The organism is Streptomyces sp. NPDC001231 (genome assembly GCF_042896885.1).
In the GTDB taxonomy this organism is placed as follows: Bacteria; Actinomycetota; Actinomycetes; order Streptomycetales; family Streptomycetaceae; genus Streptomyces.
Genome location: NZ_JBIAXS010000025.1, coordinates 133,599 through 149,365, shown reverse-complemented (window position 1 = coordinate 149,365; position 15,767 = coordinate 133,599). Strand labels below are relative to the sequence as shown.

Sequence of the window (15,767 nt, the reverse complement as noted above, 5' to 3'; positions counted from 1 at the left end):
GAGCTACAGACACTACTCGCGGTCTGGACCGGCACCTGTCCGACCTGCCACCGCGACATACCAGCACCAATACGGACCTGACCAAGCCCTACTAGCGACGGCCGCGCTCCGTCAGCCGATTCAGCAACCGGCTCCGCTGCCCCTCGTCGGTCGCGAGGCCCAGCGCCGTCCATGCCATGGCGAGCCCGCCGTCCAGGACGGCGAGGTCCGCGCTCGCGGTCGTGCCGTACCGCGTGAAATCGGGGTTGTGCATGATCGCGTCGCCGCAGTCGTAACCGATCATGGGGTGGATGGACGGCACGGTCTGCGAGACGTTGCCCATGTCCGTCGACCCGCCGCGCAGCCGGGGGTCGCGCGGCGGCACGGTGCGGCCGAGGTCGCCCGCCGCCTCGCGGTACAGCGCGCACATGTCCAGGTCCTGCCGCAGATCGGCGTAGTCGTTGCCGACCGTTTCGAGCGCCAGCTCGGCGCCCGTCGCCAGTGCCCCCGCCTCGAAACAGGCGCGCACCCGGGCCTGGAGCTCCCGCAGTTCCTCGATCGTCTCGGCCCGGCAGTCGTAGTCCGCTGTCGTACGGCCGGGGATGACGTTGGGTGCCTCGCCGCCGGAGGTGACGATGCCGGAGACGACCGCGCCGGGCGTCATCTGCTGCCGGTAGGCGCTGATCGCGACCTGCGCGATCATCATCGCGTCGGCGGCGTTCACCCCGCGGTGCGGCATCGCCGCCGCGTGCGCCGTACGACCGGTGTACGCGACCTTCCAGCTGCTGATGGCGAGCGAGGTCATGCCGATGGCGTCGGCGGGCGCGGCGTGTGCCATGATCGCCGCCGCCACGTCGTCGAAGGCCCCTTCGCGCAGCATGTCGGCCTTGCCGCCGCCGTACTCCTCGGCGGGTGTGCCGAGGAGTTTGACGGTGACGCCGATGTCGTCGGCGACGCAGGCGAGCGCGAGGGCGGCGGTGACGGCGGCGGCGCCGTTGACGTTGTGGCCGCAGGCGTGGCCGATGCCCGGCAGCGCGTCGTACTCGGCGCAGATCCCGATGACCAGGTCCCCGGAGCCGGCGGCCGCGGTGAACGCGGTCGGCAGGCCGCACACGCCTCGTTCGACCGTGAAGCCCGCGCCCTCGACCAGGTCGGCGATCTTCCTGGCGGACCGGTGCTCCTCGTAGGCGAGTTCCGGCTCGGCGTGCAGGCTGTGGCTGAGCGCGAGGACCTGGTCCTGCGCGCGGGTGACGGTGTCCCGGCACCGTTCCTTCAGCTGGGCGCTGGTCACTGGGTCTCCTTCACGGGGCGGCGGTAGAGCAGGGAGACGAGGGCGCCCGCCAGGGACACGACGGCGCAGATCGCCCAGGCGTGGGTGTAGGCGGTGACGGCGGGCAGCGACCTGCCCGCGGCGGTCTCGGCGGCGAAGACGGAGAGCACCACGGCGGCGCCGAGCGAGCCGCCGACGTTGATGAGGAGTTCGTTGATGCCGGAGCCCACCGAGGTCTGGTCGTGCGGTACGGCCTCGACGGCGAGGGTCCGGGTGGAGTGCTGGAGCAGCCCGCTGCCGAGACCGACGACGGCGGTGCAGGCCAGGTAGGGCACGAGGCTGCTGTGGGAGACGTACACGGCGAGGTTTCCGGCAGCCATCAGCAGCGAGCCCGCGAGCAGGGTCCGCCGGTCGGAGAGCCGTGCGGCGACGGCGGGCGCGACCAGGGCGCCGAGCACGAGCGCCAGCATGTTCGGCAGCAGCGCGAACGCGGTGGCCAGCGGGGTGAGCCCGAGCCCGTAGCCCGCCTCGGCGCGCGAGGTGCTCAGGAACACCGGGTTGGCGACCAGCAGACCGAGCATGCAGGAGCTGAAGGTCAGGGTGACGATCGCGACCACGACGACGTTGCGGCGCCGGAACAGGCGTACGTCCATGACGGGCGCCGCGGTCCGCAGCTCGGCCAGCACCCACACCGCCGTCACCAGCACACCGCCGGCCAGACAGCTCAGCGTCCTCGCCGAGGTCCACTCCCAGCCGGGCGCTCCGCCCTGCCCGAGCCCGAGCGTGATGGCGACGAGCCCCACGCACAGCAGCCCGGCGCCGAGCCAGTCCGCGGAGCCGCCCGGCCGTTCCTCGGTCTCCGGCAGCAGCGGCCAGGTCACCGCAAGGGCGAGACCCACCGCTGCGGCGGGCACCCACAGGGCGGCGGTCGGCACCGCCACGTACTCCGCGATCAGGCCGCTGCTCACCGTTCCCAGCGCGAGCCCGCCGACCAGCGCGGCCACCATGAGGCTGATGCCGCGCCGGCTCTCGGCGGCGGTGCGCCGGTTGCGCAGGATGCCGACGAGCAGCGGGAAGAACCCGGCGAACGCGCCTTGGAGCACCTGCCCCGCGAGCAGCAGCCCGAACGACCGGCTCAGCCCCACCAGGACCGAGCCCATCAGCACGATGCCCAGGTTCCAGCGCAGCACGCGACGGTGGCCGTGCAGATCGCCCAGACGGGACAGGATGGGCGTGAAGGCGACGCTGGAGAGCAGGTTCGCGATGCTGATCCAGTTCAGTTCGGCGACGCTCACGTGCAGGGTGGTGGTGAGCCCCTTCAGCAGCGGGCCCAGAAAGCCCTGGGTGATGCCGCTGGACAGTTCCACCAGGACCAGGGAGACGATCACCGCGGCGACCGGGGTCGGGCGGAGAGCGGGTCTCGCGGGCGAAGGGGCGAGGATCGGGGTGTCGTTCATGGAAGCCGCACCTGTTCACGGAAAGTGGCTGGCTGAAAGTGCCACTCAAGGTCGCTCGAACGACTTAGTCTCGGCAATGACTCCCTGAAGATTCAGCGGAAACAAGCATTTGAAAGGTGATCGTTGGCGGATTCGGGCAAGCCCAGTGAAGCGGCGCCGTCGGCCCTGGACGCGCTGGACCACGCCATCCTCCGGCTGCTGGCCCGCGACCCGAGAGCCGCCTGGGCTGATGTGGCGGGCCGCCTCGATGTACATGAGCGCACCGTCGCGCGCCGGCTGGACCGGCTCATCGGCTCCGGCCTGGTGCGGTTCACGGCGTTCCTGGTGCCCGAGTACCTGGGTGAGGGACTGGTCGTGGAGCTGGCGGTGCGCTGCGCGCCGGGCAAGTTGCACGCGGTGGCTCTCGCGCTCGCCCGCCGCCCGGACACGCGCTCCGTGGACGTGGCCACCGGCTCGCCCGAGGTGCTGGCCGAGGTCCTCGTGCCGGGCCCCGAGCAGCTCCTGACCACGGTGGACGGGTCGATCGCCGGCATTCCCGGTGTCACCGACGTGCACACGGCGGTGGTCCTGCGGCTCCTGCTGACGGCCAACGACTGGGACCCGTACCGCCAGGCGCCCACACCGTCCCGCCGTCGCGTCGCCGAGGGCGGTGCCCTGCCCGAGCCGCTGGTCGTCGACGAGCTCGACCGCCATCTGGTGGCTCTGCTCGAGCGGGACGCCCGCATCCCCATGGCGCGGCTCGCCCGCGAGCTGTGTGTGAGCGAGACCACGGCCCGGCGCAGGCTCGCCCGGCTCATGGACTCGCACGTGCTGCACCTGCGCCTGCACGCCGAGCCCGGTGTGCTCGGCTTCCCCGTCGAGGCCCGCTTCCGGCTCTCCGTCGAACACCGCGCGCTGGACATGGCCGTTCGCCGCCTGGCTCGTGAGTCCGACGTACGGCACCTGGTCATCACCACCGGCCGGGCGAACGTTCTCGGCTACTCCAGCCACCGCTCGGCCCAGGACGTGCACGACTTCACCACGCGGGTGTTCGCGGAACTGGACGGAGTGACGGGGGCGGAGGCGGCGCTGTTGCTGCGTTCGTACAAGAGAGCCGGGGTGGTCGTGACCGGCCCCGGAACCGGCCGCACGGCCCGGGCGTGACTCTCGGCCCGCCCGGGCACGAACGTCCCTATCCCCGCTCCTCCGGCCCCGTCGGCCAGACCACCGCCTGGGCGACGATGACGTTCTCGCCGTTGAAGGTGAGGGCGGGGCCTTCGTGAAGTCGGTAGCCGAGGTCGAGCGCCTCGCTCACGCGGCGGCAGAACGAGGCGTCGTCCGGGCCGGTCAGGACCCGGTAGCGGGGCAGTCCATCTGGTGGTGTGGTCATGGGGACAGGGTCTCAGGCCGGCTCGACGGGTCCTCGGGCGGGCCGTTGAGGTCGACGAGCGAGCCGTCACGGTCGACGGGGTCCCGGGTCCCGGGTCAGCCGAACATGCCCGGTTCGTAGTCGCCCGCGGGCTGCTGGACGATGACGTTCAGGCGGTTGTAGGCGTTGATCATGGCGATGAGGGCGACCAGGGCCGCCAGTTGGTCCTCGTCGTAGTGCTTGGCGGCGTTGGCCCAGGCCTCGTCGGTGACACCGCCCGCGGCGTCGGCGATGCGGGTGCCCTGCTCCGCCAGTTCCAGGGCGGCGCGCTCGGCCTCGGTGAAGACCTTGGCCTCGCGCCAGGCGGCGACCATGTTGAGGCGTACGGTGGTCTCGCCGGCGTGGGCGGCGTCCTTGGTGTGCATGTCGAGGCAGAAGCCGCAGCCGTTGATCTGGCTGGCGCGGATCTTCACCAGTTCCTGGGTCGAGGCCGGGAGAGGCGAGTCCGACACGGTCTTGCCCGCGGCGTTGATCTGGCGGAGGAACTTGGCCGCGAGGGCGTTGCCGAAGAGGTTGAGACGAGCTTCCATCCTGGGCTCCTTGTGAGAGTTCGTTCTGCTTCGCACTGCTTCGCTTGGTTTCGCTTCCATACCTACGACGGAGCCGGTCGCCGATGTGTGACAGACCCGCCGGGGCAATTGACGTGACCTGCGTCTCATCACTCGGTGGGTGTGGCAGGCCCCCGCCGGCCCACCGCCTGACGTGCGGGTTAGCCTGGTTTGTCCTACGAGTGCGGGAGGCAGTGATGGCCAGGGTTCCTGCGGCGGTGGTCGCCGCGAGTGGGCTCGTCGGTGGGTACGGCGTGGCCCGGTGGACCGGGAAGCGGGAGTTGGGCGGGGCCGTGCTGGCGGTCGCCGGTGCCGCGTCCGCGTGGCAGTGGCGGCAGCAGGCCGGCGGGAAGGCGGCAGGGGCGCTCACCGCCGCCTACGTCGCCGCCTTCGCCGGGTCGCATCCGCTGGCCAAGAAAATGGGTGCCTGGCCATCCGTGTTCACGGTCGCCGGCGCGGTCGCCCTCGCCTCCTGGGCCGTCGCCGACCGGCGGGACGCCCGCTGAGGCCCCGGTCTCCCGGAGGGGTTGGCAGGGCGCCGATCGTCCGCGCCGGGAGTGGTGGCGGGAATCCGTTGATCCCTGTCACTCTCGCCACTTCTTCAAGATCGGCCCGGTGTCTAGCGTCGGGGCGTGACCAAGTTCCTTCTCGTCGTGCACGTCCTGGCCGCGATCGTCGCCATCGGGCCCGTCACCGTCGCCGCCAGCATGTTCCCGCCCGCCGCGCGCCGGGCTCTGGCCTCGCCCGAGGACCCGCGGGCGGTGGAGACCGTGCTGTTGCTGCTGCGCATCTGCCGGGTCTACGCCGTCGTCGGGGTCGCCGTCCCGGTGTTCGGGTTCGCCACGGCCAAGAACATGGGCGTGCTCGGCGACACCTGGCTGATCGTGTCGATCGTCCTCACCGCGCTCGCCGCCGTCGTCCTCGTCGCGCTGGTGTTGCCCCGGCAGACCGCCATGGCCGAGGCCTTGGAGGAACGGCGGGTGGCAGAGAGCACTGACAGTGGGGGTGGTGACGCCGCCACGACCACCGCCGTCACCACCGCTACCGCCCCCACCCTCACCCCCAGGGCCACCGTTCGACTCGCCATGTTCACCGGCCAGTTCAACCTGTTGTGGGCCGCCGTGACGGTGCTGATGATCGTCAGGCCGGGCTCGACGACGGGAGCCTGACGGGCGACGTCACGGCAGGCATAGGATCCCGCTCATGTATGAACAGGGGGTCGGGCAGCAGCAGTCGGGGTCGGGGGCCTACCTCGCCGCCCTGGAGGGCCGGCTGCGGGCCGACGGTTGCGGCACCCGGTGGGAGGACTGGCACGGGATGCCCGTGCTCGTGGGACGCCGCTCCGACTTCCGGATGCGCTGGATGGCCACGAATGTGCACCTGTTCACGGTGGCCGCGGCGGTCCCCGAGATCACGGTGGGCGCCATCAGGGACTTCACCTACGGAGTCCTGAAGTACGCCGAGGACACCAAGGGCGGGCTGCCCGTGGGCCTCCAGACCGGGGTCGCCGCCTTCCCCGTCCTGGTCAGCGAGAACGTCGACCCGGCCGCCGTGCGGTGGGCGGAGGAGCGGCAGCGCAACAAGTTCGCCTGCATGGCCCGGCCGGTGGTGGTCGACAGCGGGCAGCGCCATGTGAGCATGTACCGCGGCAAGCCCGTCTTCGGCCGGGTCTACGCGTCCCACTTCATCGAGAAGGGCACGCGGTACTTCTACGGCGGCTGATCCTCCGGCGCCGAGGCGGCCGACCGGTTCCTCCGATGAGGCCGGTGCGGCCGCCGGTGCGGCCGGCGGTGACACCCCGCCCGTGTGTCCGTACCGCGTTCACCTCGTCGTGCGTCAGGCTGTGGTGCCGGCGTGCGTGGCCTTGCGTCGGCGGACTACGTACACCGCGCCGACACCGGTGCAGACCGCGAGGCCGCCGGCCAGGGCGATGGCGGGAAGGGCGGAACCGGCGCCGGTCTCGGCCAGGTGACCGTTCGGGGTCGTCCCGTTGGTGGCAGTGGCGGTGGCGGTGGGCGTCGGCGTGTTCTCGTTCCTGCCGCCCTGAGGCTCGGTCCCGGGCTCGGTCCCGGGCTTCGTCCCGGGTTCGGTCTCCGGCGGGTTGCCCGTGTCGGTGCCGGCCGCGTCGATGTTGAACTCGGAAGTGATCTGCGTATTGGAGGAGCAGTGGTTGCCGTCTTCGAGCGGGTACCAGCCTCCGGTATCGAGCTCGCCGGTTCCGATCGGCGCGTCGTCGGCCACGCTCATGCGCATGTCGACGGTCAGGGACTCTTGGGCCGCCACATCAACGGTGGTGAAGCTGCCGCCGCCCCACTGGCTCAGGCCGATGTCCGACCACGTCCCAGCGGCCGGGTCCTTGTACTGGAAGGCGAGGTACTTGTACGCGGACTTACGCTCAAAGTCGTATGTCCTGGCACTGATGGCGAGTTCGAGGTCCTTGATGTCATGGTCGCTGCGGTTGGTCACGTAGAGGGTGAAGGGGTGGAACCCGCTGCCGGCGACGACCGTTTGAGGAAAATCGCGCCCCAAGGAGGTGTACAGCTTGTCGTTGTAGTTGTAGGGGCCGCACCAGTTACCGGTTGGCTCGTCCTCGCCCTTCGGGCCGTCCGAGCCGGGCTTGGAGGGGTCCTCGGCAGCGTTCTCCCCGTCCTTACCCGCGTTGTCCTCACCGGCCGAGCCGCCCTGGCCTTCGCCGGCCGAGCCGCCCTGGCCTTCGCCGGCCGAACCGTCCGCGCCGGTACCGGTACCGGCCTTCTCGTCACTGCCCCCGACGGAGCCGGGCCCACCCGGGCCGGTGCTGCCGTTCGTGTCGTCGGACGGGTTCGAGTCCCCTGCGGACGGATTCGTGTCCCCTGCGGACTGGATCGAGTCCCCCTCGGTCGATGAGGAATCGTCCTCGGCGGCGGTGGTGACCGTCGCCGTACTCGCGGGTGAGGCGCCGTCCGTCGCATACGCGCCCGGGGCTGCGAGAAGTACGGCCGGGGCCATGGCGGCCGTCGCCGCCGCGAGAGTCAGAGAACGACGGAACTTCATGTTCACCTCGGTGACATCAGTTATCAACGTGATGCATGCATGACCACCCACCTAGTCGAAGGGTTGCGCGAGTCCGCGCGTTTCCGTCCCGCGTGGCCGTGCCGTAGGAGGCCGTACCGGCTAGGGCAACGCCTCAGCCTCCGGTGCCTGCACCGCCGTCAGCGGTGTGGCGATGTCCTCCAGGGAGCGGCGTTCGGCCTTGACCGCGAGGAAGGCGGCGACCAGGCCCGCCGCGCACATCAGGGCGGCGCCGATCTGGAAGGCGAGGACCGTGTCGCCGACCCTGCCGGTGCTGGTGAGGTCGGCGAAGAGGAGCGGGCCGCTGATACCGCCGGCCGCGGTGCCGAGGGCGTAGAAGAAGGCGATGGACATCGCCCGGGTCTCCATCGGGAAGATCTCGGAGACCGTCAGGTAGGCGCTGGAGGCGCCGGCCGAGGCGAAGAACAGGACCACGCACCAGCAGGCCGTCAGCGTGCCGGCGCTCAGCGTTCCGCGGCCGAACAGCCAGGCCGTGCCGAACAGGAGCAGGCCGGACAGCAGGTAGGTGGAGGAGATCATCACCCGGCGGCCGACCGTGTCGAAGAGGCGGCCCAGCAGCAGCGGGCCCAGGAAGTTGCCCGCCGCGATGACGGCGAAGTAGTAGCCGGTGTGGTCCGAGGGGACGTGGAAGAACCTGGTCAGGATCGCGCCGAAGCCGAAGGTGATGGCGTTGTAGAGGAAGGCCTGGCCGACGAAGAGGGAGAAGCCGAGGACGGCGCGCCTGCGGTAGTCGGCGAAGACCGCGCGGGCGATCTCGACGAAGCTCACGCTGCGGCGCTGGTGGATGGTGATCTCGCTGTGCGGCTCGGGCAGTGGCTCGCCTCGCTCGGATTCGATCCTGTGTTCGATATCGGTCACCACCTCCTCCGCCTCCCGGTCCCTGCCGTGGATCAGCAGCCAGCGCGGGCTCTCCGGGACGTGCCTGCGGACGAGGAGGATCACCAGGGCGAGGACGGCGCCGAGCGCGAACGTCAGCCGCCAGCCCACGTCGGCGGCCAGGATGCCGGTGTTCAGGGCGAGGATCGACAGCAGTGAACCGCCGACGGCGCCCACCCAGAAGCTGCCGTTGATGATCAGATCGACGCGCCCGCGGTACGCGGCGGGGATCAGTTCGTCGATCGCGGAGTTGATGGCCGCGTACTCGCCTCCGATGCCGAAGCCGGTCAGGAAGCGGAAGAGGAAGAACCACCAGACCTCGAAGGAGACCGCGGTCAGGGCGGTGGCCGCCAGATACACCGCGAGGGTGATCATGAAGAGCTTCTTGCGGCCGTAGCGGTCGGTCAGGCGGCCCCAGAAGAGGGCGCCGATGCAGGCGCCCGCCACATAGAGGGCGGCCGCGGTGCCCGTGACCTGTGCGGAGCTGATCGACAGGCCGCTGCCGGGCTCGGACAGACGGCTGGCGATGTTGCCGACGACCGTGACCTCCAGACCGTCGAGGATCCACACGGTGCCGAGACCGACGACGATCGTCCAGTGCCAGCGCGACCACGGAAGGCGGTCCAGGCGGGCGGGAATGGCGGTGGTCACGGTACGGCCGGTCTCGGCCTCGGCGGTGGCCATGGGCTCCCTCCACGACGAGCGGAACGCCATGCGAGTTCCCCCGAACCGCGTGGATCACGCCCGAGCGACGGCCGACCGGCCCAAGCCCGGGCCCCACCGGACAGGCGGGAACGCGACGACAGGGCCCGGAGGCCCCGTCCCGTCCGTCGCCCAGGCCCTACGCCCCCATGGCCCGCGTCACCGCATAGATCACCACTCCCGCCAGCGACCCCACCACCGTGCCGTTGATGCGGATGAACTGGAGGTCGCGGCCGATGTGGGCCTCGATCTTGCGGGTGGTGTGCTCGGCGTCCCAGCCGGCGACGGTGTCGGTGATCAGGGAGGTGATCTCCTTGCGGTAGGTCGTCACCACGTAGACCGCCGCGCCCTCGACCCAGGAGTCGACCTTGCCCTGCGTCTTGGAGTCCTCGGCCATCCGGGCGCCCAGGGACAGCAGCGAGGCGCGGACCCGCAGGCGCAGCTCGCTGCGCTCGTCCTCGGCCGCCGCGACGATCATGGACCGTACGGCCGTCCAGGCGGAGGCGATCAGGTCCTGGACCTCGCCGCGCCGCAGCACCTCGCCCTTGAGCCGCTCGATACGCGCGCGCGTGTCGGTGTCGGACTGGAGGTCGGCGGCGAAGTCGGTGAGGAAGCGGTCGAGCGCGCCGCGCGCCGGGTGCGAGGGCATGTCCCGCATCTCGGTGATGAAGCGCAGCAGTTCCTTGTAGACCCGCTCGCCGACCTTCCTGTCGACGAACCTCGGCGTCCAGCCGGGCGCGCCGCCCTGCACGGCGTCCATCACGGAGTGGCTGTGCAGCACCAGCCAGTCGTGCGCGCGGGAGACGACCAGGTCGACGACCCGTTTGTGGCCGCCGTCGGCGACGACCTTCTCCAGCAGCTTGCCGATGCCGGGCGCGATCTCCTGCGTGTTGGCTCTGCGGGTGATCGCCTCGCCGACGACGGCCTGGACGTCGGAGTCGCGCAGCACGGTCAGGGCGCCGCGCAGCGCGGTGGCCAGTTCCGCCGTCACCCGGTCCGCGTGCTCCGGCTGGGCGAGCCAGGCGCCGAGGCGGCTGCCGATGCCGACGGCACGCAGCCGCTGCCGTACGACGTCCTCGGAGAGGAAGTTCTCACCGACGAACTCGCCCAGTGAGATGCCGAGCTGGTCCTTCTTGGTCGGGATGATCGCGGTGTGCGGGATGGGCAGGCCGAGGGGGTGGCGGAAGAGGGCGGTGACCGCGAACCAGTCGGCGAGCGCGCCGACCATGCCGGCCTCGGCGGCCGCGGCGACGTACGCCGTCCAGGTGCCGGCGCCCGCGTTCTCGCCCCATTTGGCGAGCACGTACACCACGGCGACGAGCAGCAGCAGCCCGGTGGCGGTCAGCTTCATGCGGCGCACCCCGCGGCGCCGCTCCTCGTCGGCGGGGCTGAACACGGTCATCGCGCGCTGGGAGACGGCGTCCGCCGTTCCCCGGCCGGCCTGTGTCGTCTGTTCCATCCACTCCACCCGTTCGGTGATCCCGCAGACAATTGTCCCTTCCTGACCGACTCCCGGAACGGAACAAGAGTTCCCGGCGTCTGTCCGGAGGGGGTTCGGCAGGATCCTGCCGATTCTCCCCGGGCTCATGACCCACCATGTGCCCATCAGATCGGAGTCCCTGGGCTCCGGCCGGCGTCGCCCGAGGAGAGCATCGCCCGCATGACCAGACGCCACGGTTACACCCTGCTGACCGCGATCGTCGCGCTGATCGTCGTCGTTTCCGCCGCCATCTACGCCGGGATCGCCTCCGGCTCCGGTCGCCTGGCCGACGCCCCGGCCGCCGGCCGCGCGCCGGGCCATTCCGCCGCTCCGGCCTCCGCCGGCACCTGGGTCGCCACCTGGGCCACCTCCCCGGCCGCCGCGGAACCCGGCACGGCGATCAACGGCATGGCGGGCCGCTCGGTGCGCAACGTCGTGCACACGAGCGTCGCCGGGACGAGTGCCCGGATCACGCTGTCCAATCTCTACGGCCAGGCGCCGCTGAACGTCACCCATGCCTCGATCGCCGTCGCCGCCGGTGACGCGACCGCGGCCGCCGCCACGCGCACCATGCGGCGGCTCACCTTCGCCGGCGCGCCCACGGTCGTCGTACCGGCCGGCGGGCAGGTGACGAGCGACTCCGTACGCATCGCCGTACCGCGGGGCGGCGACGTCCTGGTCACCACCTACTCCCCCACCCCGTCGGGCCCGGTCACCTACCACCCGCACGCCCGCCAGATCTCGTACGTCGCCCAGGGCGACCGCACCGAGGACGCGACCGGAGCGCCGTACACGGAGCGGACGACGGTCTGGCGCTATCTGACCGCGCTGGACGTGCTGAGCGGCGAGGCCGAGGGGACGGTCGTCGTCCTCGGCGACTCGATCACCGACGGCGTCACCGCCACCGTCGGCGCCGACCGCCGCTGGACCGACGTCCTGTCCGGCCGGCTGTGGGCGGCGGTCGAGGACGGCCGGGACGTGCCGCGCTACAGCGTCGTCAACGAGGGCATCAGCGGCAACCAGGTGCTGGCCGACGGGCTCGGGCGGCCCTCGGACAACCCCAGCGGGCTGAGCCGGTTCGAGCGGGACGTGCTGGAGCGGACCGGTGCCAAGGTCGTCGTCATCGACCTCGGCGTCAACGACATCCTGCGCAATCCGCGACTCGCCGACCCGCAGCGGATCACCGGCGGGCTGCGCACGCTGGTGACGCGGGCGCACGCGCGCGGGCTGAAGGTCGTCGGGGCGACGCTGATGCCGTTCGAGGGGCACCGCGGGTACACGCCCGCCCGGGACGCGGTACGGCAGCAGGTCAACGCGGAGATCCGCAGCGGGTGGGTGTTCGACGCGGTGGTCGACTTCGACAGGGCGCTGCGGGACCCCTACGCTCCGCGGCGGCTGCGGGGCGACTACGACTCCGGGGACCATCTGCACCCCAGTGACCAGGGGTACCGCGAGATGGCCGAGGTGTTCGAGCTGAGGCTGCTGAAGAAGGCGGGGCAGGCACAGCTGTGAGGCGCGCCGTGGTGGGGTGCCGCGGCTACTCGAGCCTGCGGCGTTCCTCCCTGCGCGCCAGCTTCTCCTGGCGGCGCTGCTCCTTCAGGCGGCGCCTTTCCGCTTCGGTGGGCTTCCGCCTGACGCCCACGCCACCCCAGAAGGCCACGCCGGTCACGATCACACGCGGGGCGCCCGGCTCGCCGTGCGCGCCGTCCTCGCGGTGGTCGAAGCCGCCCATGATGCCGATGCCGCGCACCACCACCTCGACGCCGGGCGGCACGATCACATCCACACCGCCCATGATCGCCACGCAGTTGATCACGACCTCGTGGTCGGCGAAGTCGGCGTCGCGCAGGTCGATGCCGCCGCCGCCCCAGAAGGTGAAGCAGTTGAACCGCTTGGGCACGGTCCAGCGCCCCTTGCGCTCGAACCCGCCCATGATGGCGACGGCCCACGACGAGGACCCCTCGCCGCCGACCACTCGCGACGCCCAACTGCCGTCCCGCACGGGCTGCTTGACCATGTTCACCGCCGGGGCGACCACCCCGGGCACGGGCAGGTCCCGGGTGAGCGGCGCGAGTTCGCCGTACGTGCGCGCCTGGTACGCCGCCTCCAGCCGCTCCTCGAACTCGGTCATGTCGAGCCGTCCCTCGGCGAGGGCGTCCCGCAAATGTTCGACGACTCGTTCACGATCGGCGTCGGAAGCGCGAAGCTCCGGCAGGTCCTCCGTCATGGCAGCAGCCTACGAGACCGCTTTCTCGGCGTACATCCTCGCGATGACCGCCTCGATGTCGGGCTCCCGCACCGACAGGTCCACCAGCGGGTACTCCGCCGCGATCCGCGCCACCAGGGGCGCCGCCGACTCCGCCGCCGGGAAGGCCAGCCACTGCCGGGGCCCCTCGACCCGCACCACGCGCGCGGACGGCAGCTCGATCGGCGGCAGCTCGCGCTCCAGGTCTACCACCAGGGTGCGTTCGCTCTCGCCCGCCTGGTGCAGGCCGGTGAGGGGGCCGTCGTACATCAGACGCCCGTGGTCGATGACCATCACCCGCGAGCACAGCTGCTCGATGTCCTGGAGGTCGTGCGTGGTCAGCAGCACCGTCGTACCGCGTTCGGCGTTCAGGTCGCGCAGGAACTCACGGACCTTGGCCTTGCTGATGACGTCCAGGCCGATGGTCGGCTCGTCCAGGTAGAGGACCTCCGGGTCGTGCAGCAGGGCCGCCGCGATGTCGCCGCGCATCCGCTGGCCCAGCGAGAGCTGCCGTACGGGAACGTCCAACAGCTCGCCGAGTTCGAGGAGTTCGACACAGCGGTCGAGGTTGTCGCGGTAACGGCCGTCGGGGATCCGGTACATGCGGTGCATCAGCCGGTAGGAGTCGATCAACGGCAGGTCCCACCAAAGGGTCGTACGCTGCCCGAACACCACCCCGATGCGCCGGGCGAGCCGGGTCCGCTCGCGGGAGGGGTCGATGCCGGCGACCCGCAGCCGGCCGCCGCTGGGCGTCAGGATGCCGGTGAGCATCTTGATCGTCGTCGACTTGCCCGCGCCGTTCGGGCCGATGTAGCCGACCATCTCCCCGCGCGCCACGCTGAAGGAGATCGAGTCGACCGCCCGCACCTGCCGCCGCTCGCGCCTCAGGAACCCGGTCTTCTTCCGCACGTCGAAGACCTTCTCGACCCGGTCGAGTTCGATGAGACCACCGCCCGCGCCCTCCCTGTTGTCCGTGCCGCCCACACTGTCCCCGTCCTCCACACCGTCCACCGCCATCGCCATGCGCCCTGTACGCCCCTTCTCCCCTTCGCCCCTTTGGATCCCGTCAGTTCCCGTCAGTTCCCGGTGCTCCGATACGACCGCAGCCCCACCCGCCAGGCCGCCCCCGCCAGCGCGCAGCACGCCACCGCGACCAGCGGCGGCGCGAACGCGGTCCACCGGGGCAGGTCGAGCGGATACGGCCGCCCCAGCACGTACAGCGCCGGCAGCCAGTTGACGAAGGCCAGCGGCAGGACGAACGTCACCCCGCGCACCAGCTCCTTGGCGAACACCGTCGGCGGGTACTGGAGCAGCGTGGTGCCGCCGTAGGTGAACGCGTTCTGCACCTCCGAGGCGTCCTGCGCCACGAACTGGAAGGCCGCCCCGGCCACGAACACCGCGCAGAAGATCGCGCAGCCGCTCACCACCATCACCGGCATCAGCAGCAGCTTCAGCGGCGTCCAGTCGACGTCGAGCCGCGACATCGCCCAGCCCAGCACCAGCGCCCCCTGCGCCAGCCGGCCCAGCCGGCGCAGCGCGAAGCGGTCGGCGGCCACCTGCGCGAGCACCGGCGCCGGCCGGACCAGCAGCGTGTCGAGGGTGCCGTCGCGCACCCGCCGCCCCAGCCGGTCCATGGAGCCGATCGCCAGATCGGCGAGCCCGAAGGCGGTGGCGGACAGCCCGTACAGGAAGGCGATCTCCGGCAGCGCATAGCCGCCGAGCGCGTCGACGCGGGAGAACATCAGCAGGATCGCCACGAAGTCCAGCCCGGTCGCGACGAAGCTCCCGGCGGTGGTCATGACGAAGGAGGCGCGGTAGGCCATCGTGGAGCGGATCCACATCGCGGCGATCAGGCGGTAGGCGCGCAGTCCCTCCACCAGCCGGTTGCCGGCCGGGTCCACGGTGAACTCAGCCACCCTGCACCACCACCCGCCGCGTCGCCGCCGACTGCACCAGCCGCCCCGCCGCCAGCAGTGCCACCGCCCACGCGCCCTGGAAGACATACGTGTCGAGCGGGTCCGCGTGCCCCAGCAGGATGTCGGCGGGGGCCTGGAGCAGCGACGACCACGGCAGCGCCCGGACCACCTCCCCGAGCGCGCCCGGGAAGACGTTCAGCGGCAGCAGCATCCCCGAGCAGAAGTACCCGGCCAGCCAGGCCATCTGCACCACGCCCGCGCCGTCCAGCAGCCAGAACGCGCTCAGCGCCACCAGGAAGCGGATCCCGAAGCCCACCAGCAGCGCCAGCGGCACCGCCCCGAGGAACGCCGCCCAGATCAGCGGGTCCGACGGCAGGGCCACCGGGAAGAACAGCGCCCCGAACACGAAGGGCAGCACCCCGCGGCCCAGCAGCTGGAACATCGCCCGGCCCGCGTCGGCCGACAGCCACCACAGCTGGAGGTCGGCCGGCCGGTACAGGTCGACGGCGATGTCACCCGTTCGGATGCGTTCCATGAGCTCGTCCTCGACGCCGCCCCCGCCGATCGCGAGGGCCGCCAGGAACGCCTGCCCCAGCCACACGTACGTCACGGCCTGCGCCTGGTCGTAACCGCCCAGGTGCGGTCGGACATCCCACAGCGCGAGGTACGTGTACACCAGGATCAGCCCGAATGCCGTATTGGTGAACACCCCGGCCGCCGTCGCCGCCCGATACGTCGCGTACCGTCTGAATCCCCCCGCCGCGACGGCCGCGTACAACCGTCCCGCGCCCACGTGCACCGCCTCCCAGGCCAC

At 71.4% G+C, this 15,767-nt stretch carries 16 protein-coding genes; 5 read left to right on the top strand and 11 right to left on the bottom strand.

Annotation, left to right across the window (positions count from 1 at the left end):
* Positions 1 to 91: 91 nt before the first annotated feature.
* Positions 92 to 1,270, bottom strand: coding sequence for a M20 family metallopeptidase (locus ACFY3J_RS27895; RefSeq protein WP_384179397.1), 1,179 nt, complete (start codon positions 1,268 to 1,270; stop codon positions 92 to 94).
* The gene (locus tag ACFY3J_RS27890) at positions 1,267 to 2,706 is read right to left on the bottom strand and encodes an MFS transporter (protein WP_390841971.1); all 1,440 of its coding nucleotides are present in this window, start codon (positions 2,704 to 2,706) and stop codon (positions 1,267 to 1,269) included. Before ACFY3J_RS27890 ends, ACFY3J_RS27895 begins: the two co-directional genes overlap by 4 nt.
* Positions 2,707 to 2,829: 123 nt before the next feature.
* Between ACFY3J_RS27890 and ACFY3J_RS27885 the strand changes: the two genes are divergently transcribed.
* Positions 2,830 to 3,849 carry an Lrp/AsnC family transcriptional regulator gene (locus ACFY3J_RS27885; RefSeq protein WP_390841970.1) on the top strand — a complete coding sequence of 340 codons (1,020 nt, stop codon included), beginning with the start codon at positions 2,830 to 2,832 and terminating at the stop codon, positions 3,847 to 3,849.
* Positions 3,850 to 3,877: 28 nt separating this feature from the next.
* Here the strand turns inward: ACFY3J_RS27885 and ACFY3J_RS27880 are convergent, their stop codons facing one another.
* Positions 3,878 to 4,075 (bottom strand): DUF1737 domain-containing protein, encoded by a 198-nt coding sequence (locus ACFY3J_RS27880; protein WP_141360578.1) that lies wholly within the window; start codon positions 4,073 to 4,075, stop codon positions 3,878 to 3,880.
* A 95-nt stretch (positions 4,076 to 4,170) separates the two neighbouring features.
* Positions 4,171 to 4,644 carry a carboxymuconolactone decarboxylase family protein gene (locus ACFY3J_RS27875; protein ID WP_384179403.1) on the bottom strand — a complete coding sequence of 158 codons (474 nt, stop codon included), beginning with the start codon at positions 4,642 to 4,644 and terminating at the stop codon, positions 4,171 to 4,173.
* Positions 4,645 to 4,859: 215 nt separating this feature from the next.
* On the opposite strand from ACFY3J_RS27875, the gene ACFY3J_RS27870 reads away from it, so the two are divergent.
* The 3 genes from ACFY3J_RS27870 to ACFY3J_RS27860 all read left to right on the top strand — a co-directional run bounded on the left by ACFY3J_RS27870 (position 4,860) and on the right by ACFY3J_RS27860 (position 6,384).
* Positions 4,860 to 5,168, top strand: coding sequence for a hypothetical protein (locus ACFY3J_RS27870; RefSeq protein WP_384179405.1), 309 nt, complete (start codon positions 4,860 to 4,862; stop codon positions 5,166 to 5,168).
* A 126-nt stretch (positions 5,169 to 5,294) separates the two neighbouring features.
* Positions 5,295 to 5,831: a DUF2269 family protein gene (locus tag ACFY3J_RS27865; protein WP_390841969.1), complete on the top strand. Its 537-nt coding sequence runs from the start codon at positions 5,295 to 5,297 to the stop codon at positions 5,829 to 5,831.
* A 34-nt stretch (positions 5,832 to 5,865) separates the two neighbouring features.
* The gene (locus tag ACFY3J_RS27860; RefSeq protein WP_390841968.1) at positions 5,866 to 6,384 is read left to right on the top strand and encodes a levansucrase; all 519 of its coding nucleotides are present in this window, start codon (positions 5,866 to 5,868) and stop codon (positions 6,382 to 6,384) included.
* Between the two features lie 114 nt (positions 6,385 to 6,498).
* Here the strand turns inward: ACFY3J_RS27860 and ACFY3J_RS27855 are convergent, their stop codons facing one another.
* The 3 genes from ACFY3J_RS27855 to ACFY3J_RS27845 all read right to left on the bottom strand — a co-directional run bounded on the left by ACFY3J_RS27855 (position 6,499) and on the right by ACFY3J_RS27845 (position 10,771).
* Positions 6,499 to 7,746, bottom strand: coding sequence for a hypothetical protein (locus tag ACFY3J_RS27855; RefSeq protein WP_390841967.1), 1,248 nt, complete (start codon positions 7,744 to 7,746; stop codon positions 6,499 to 6,501).
* Between the two features lie 69 nt (positions 7,747 to 7,815).
* Positions 7,816 to 9,294 (bottom strand): MFS transporter, encoded by a 1,479-nt coding sequence (locus ACFY3J_RS27850; protein ID WP_390841966.1) that lies wholly within the window; start codon positions 9,292 to 9,294, stop codon positions 7,816 to 7,818.
* Positions 9,295 to 9,451: 157 nt separating this feature from the next.
* The gene (locus ACFY3J_RS27845) at positions 9,452 to 10,771 is read right to left on the bottom strand and encodes a DUF445 domain-containing protein (protein ID WP_390841965.1); all 1,320 of its coding nucleotides are present in this window, start codon (positions 10,769 to 10,771) and stop codon (positions 9,452 to 9,454) included.
* Positions 10,772 to 10,972: 201 nt separating this feature from the next.
* Between ACFY3J_RS27845 and ACFY3J_RS27840 the strand changes: the two genes are divergently transcribed.
* Positions 10,973 to 12,304 carry an SGNH/GDSL hydrolase family protein gene (locus ACFY3J_RS27840; protein ID WP_390841964.1) on the top strand — a complete coding sequence of 444 codons (1,332 nt, stop codon included), beginning with the start codon at positions 10,973 to 10,975 and terminating at the stop codon, positions 12,302 to 12,304.
* Between the two features lie 25 nt (positions 12,305 to 12,329).
* Here ACFY3J_RS27840 and ACFY3J_RS27835 read toward each other — a convergent pair whose 3' ends face one another.
* From ACFY3J_RS27835 to ACFY3J_RS27820, 4 genes are read right to left on the bottom strand one after another with little or no spacing between them, the layout of a single operon-like run.
* A complete protein-coding gene (locus tag ACFY3J_RS27835; protein WP_384179420.1) occupies positions 12,330 to 13,019 on the bottom strand; it encodes a DUF1707 domain-containing protein in 690 nt (229 codons plus the stop codon).
* A gap of 9 nt (positions 13,020 to 13,028) precedes the next feature.
* Entirely contained in the window at positions 13,029 to 14,054 is a 1,026-nt protein-coding gene (locus tag ACFY3J_RS27830) for an ATP-binding cassette domain-containing protein (protein WP_384179640.1), read from the bottom strand.
* A gap of 59 nt (positions 14,055 to 14,113) precedes the next feature.
* Positions 14,114 to 14,953: an ABC transporter permease gene (locus ACFY3J_RS27825; protein WP_390841963.1), complete on the bottom strand. Its 840-nt coding sequence runs from the start codon at positions 14,951 to 14,953 to the stop codon at positions 14,114 to 14,116.
* Positions 14,946 to 15,746: an ABC transporter permease gene (locus ACFY3J_RS27820; RefSeq protein ID WP_384179642.1), complete on the bottom strand. Its 801-nt coding sequence runs from the start codon at positions 15,744 to 15,746 to the stop codon at positions 14,946 to 14,948. Before ACFY3J_RS27820 ends, ACFY3J_RS27825 begins: the two co-directional genes overlap by 8 nt.
* Between the last annotated feature and the right edge of the window lie 21 nt (positions 15,747 to 15,767).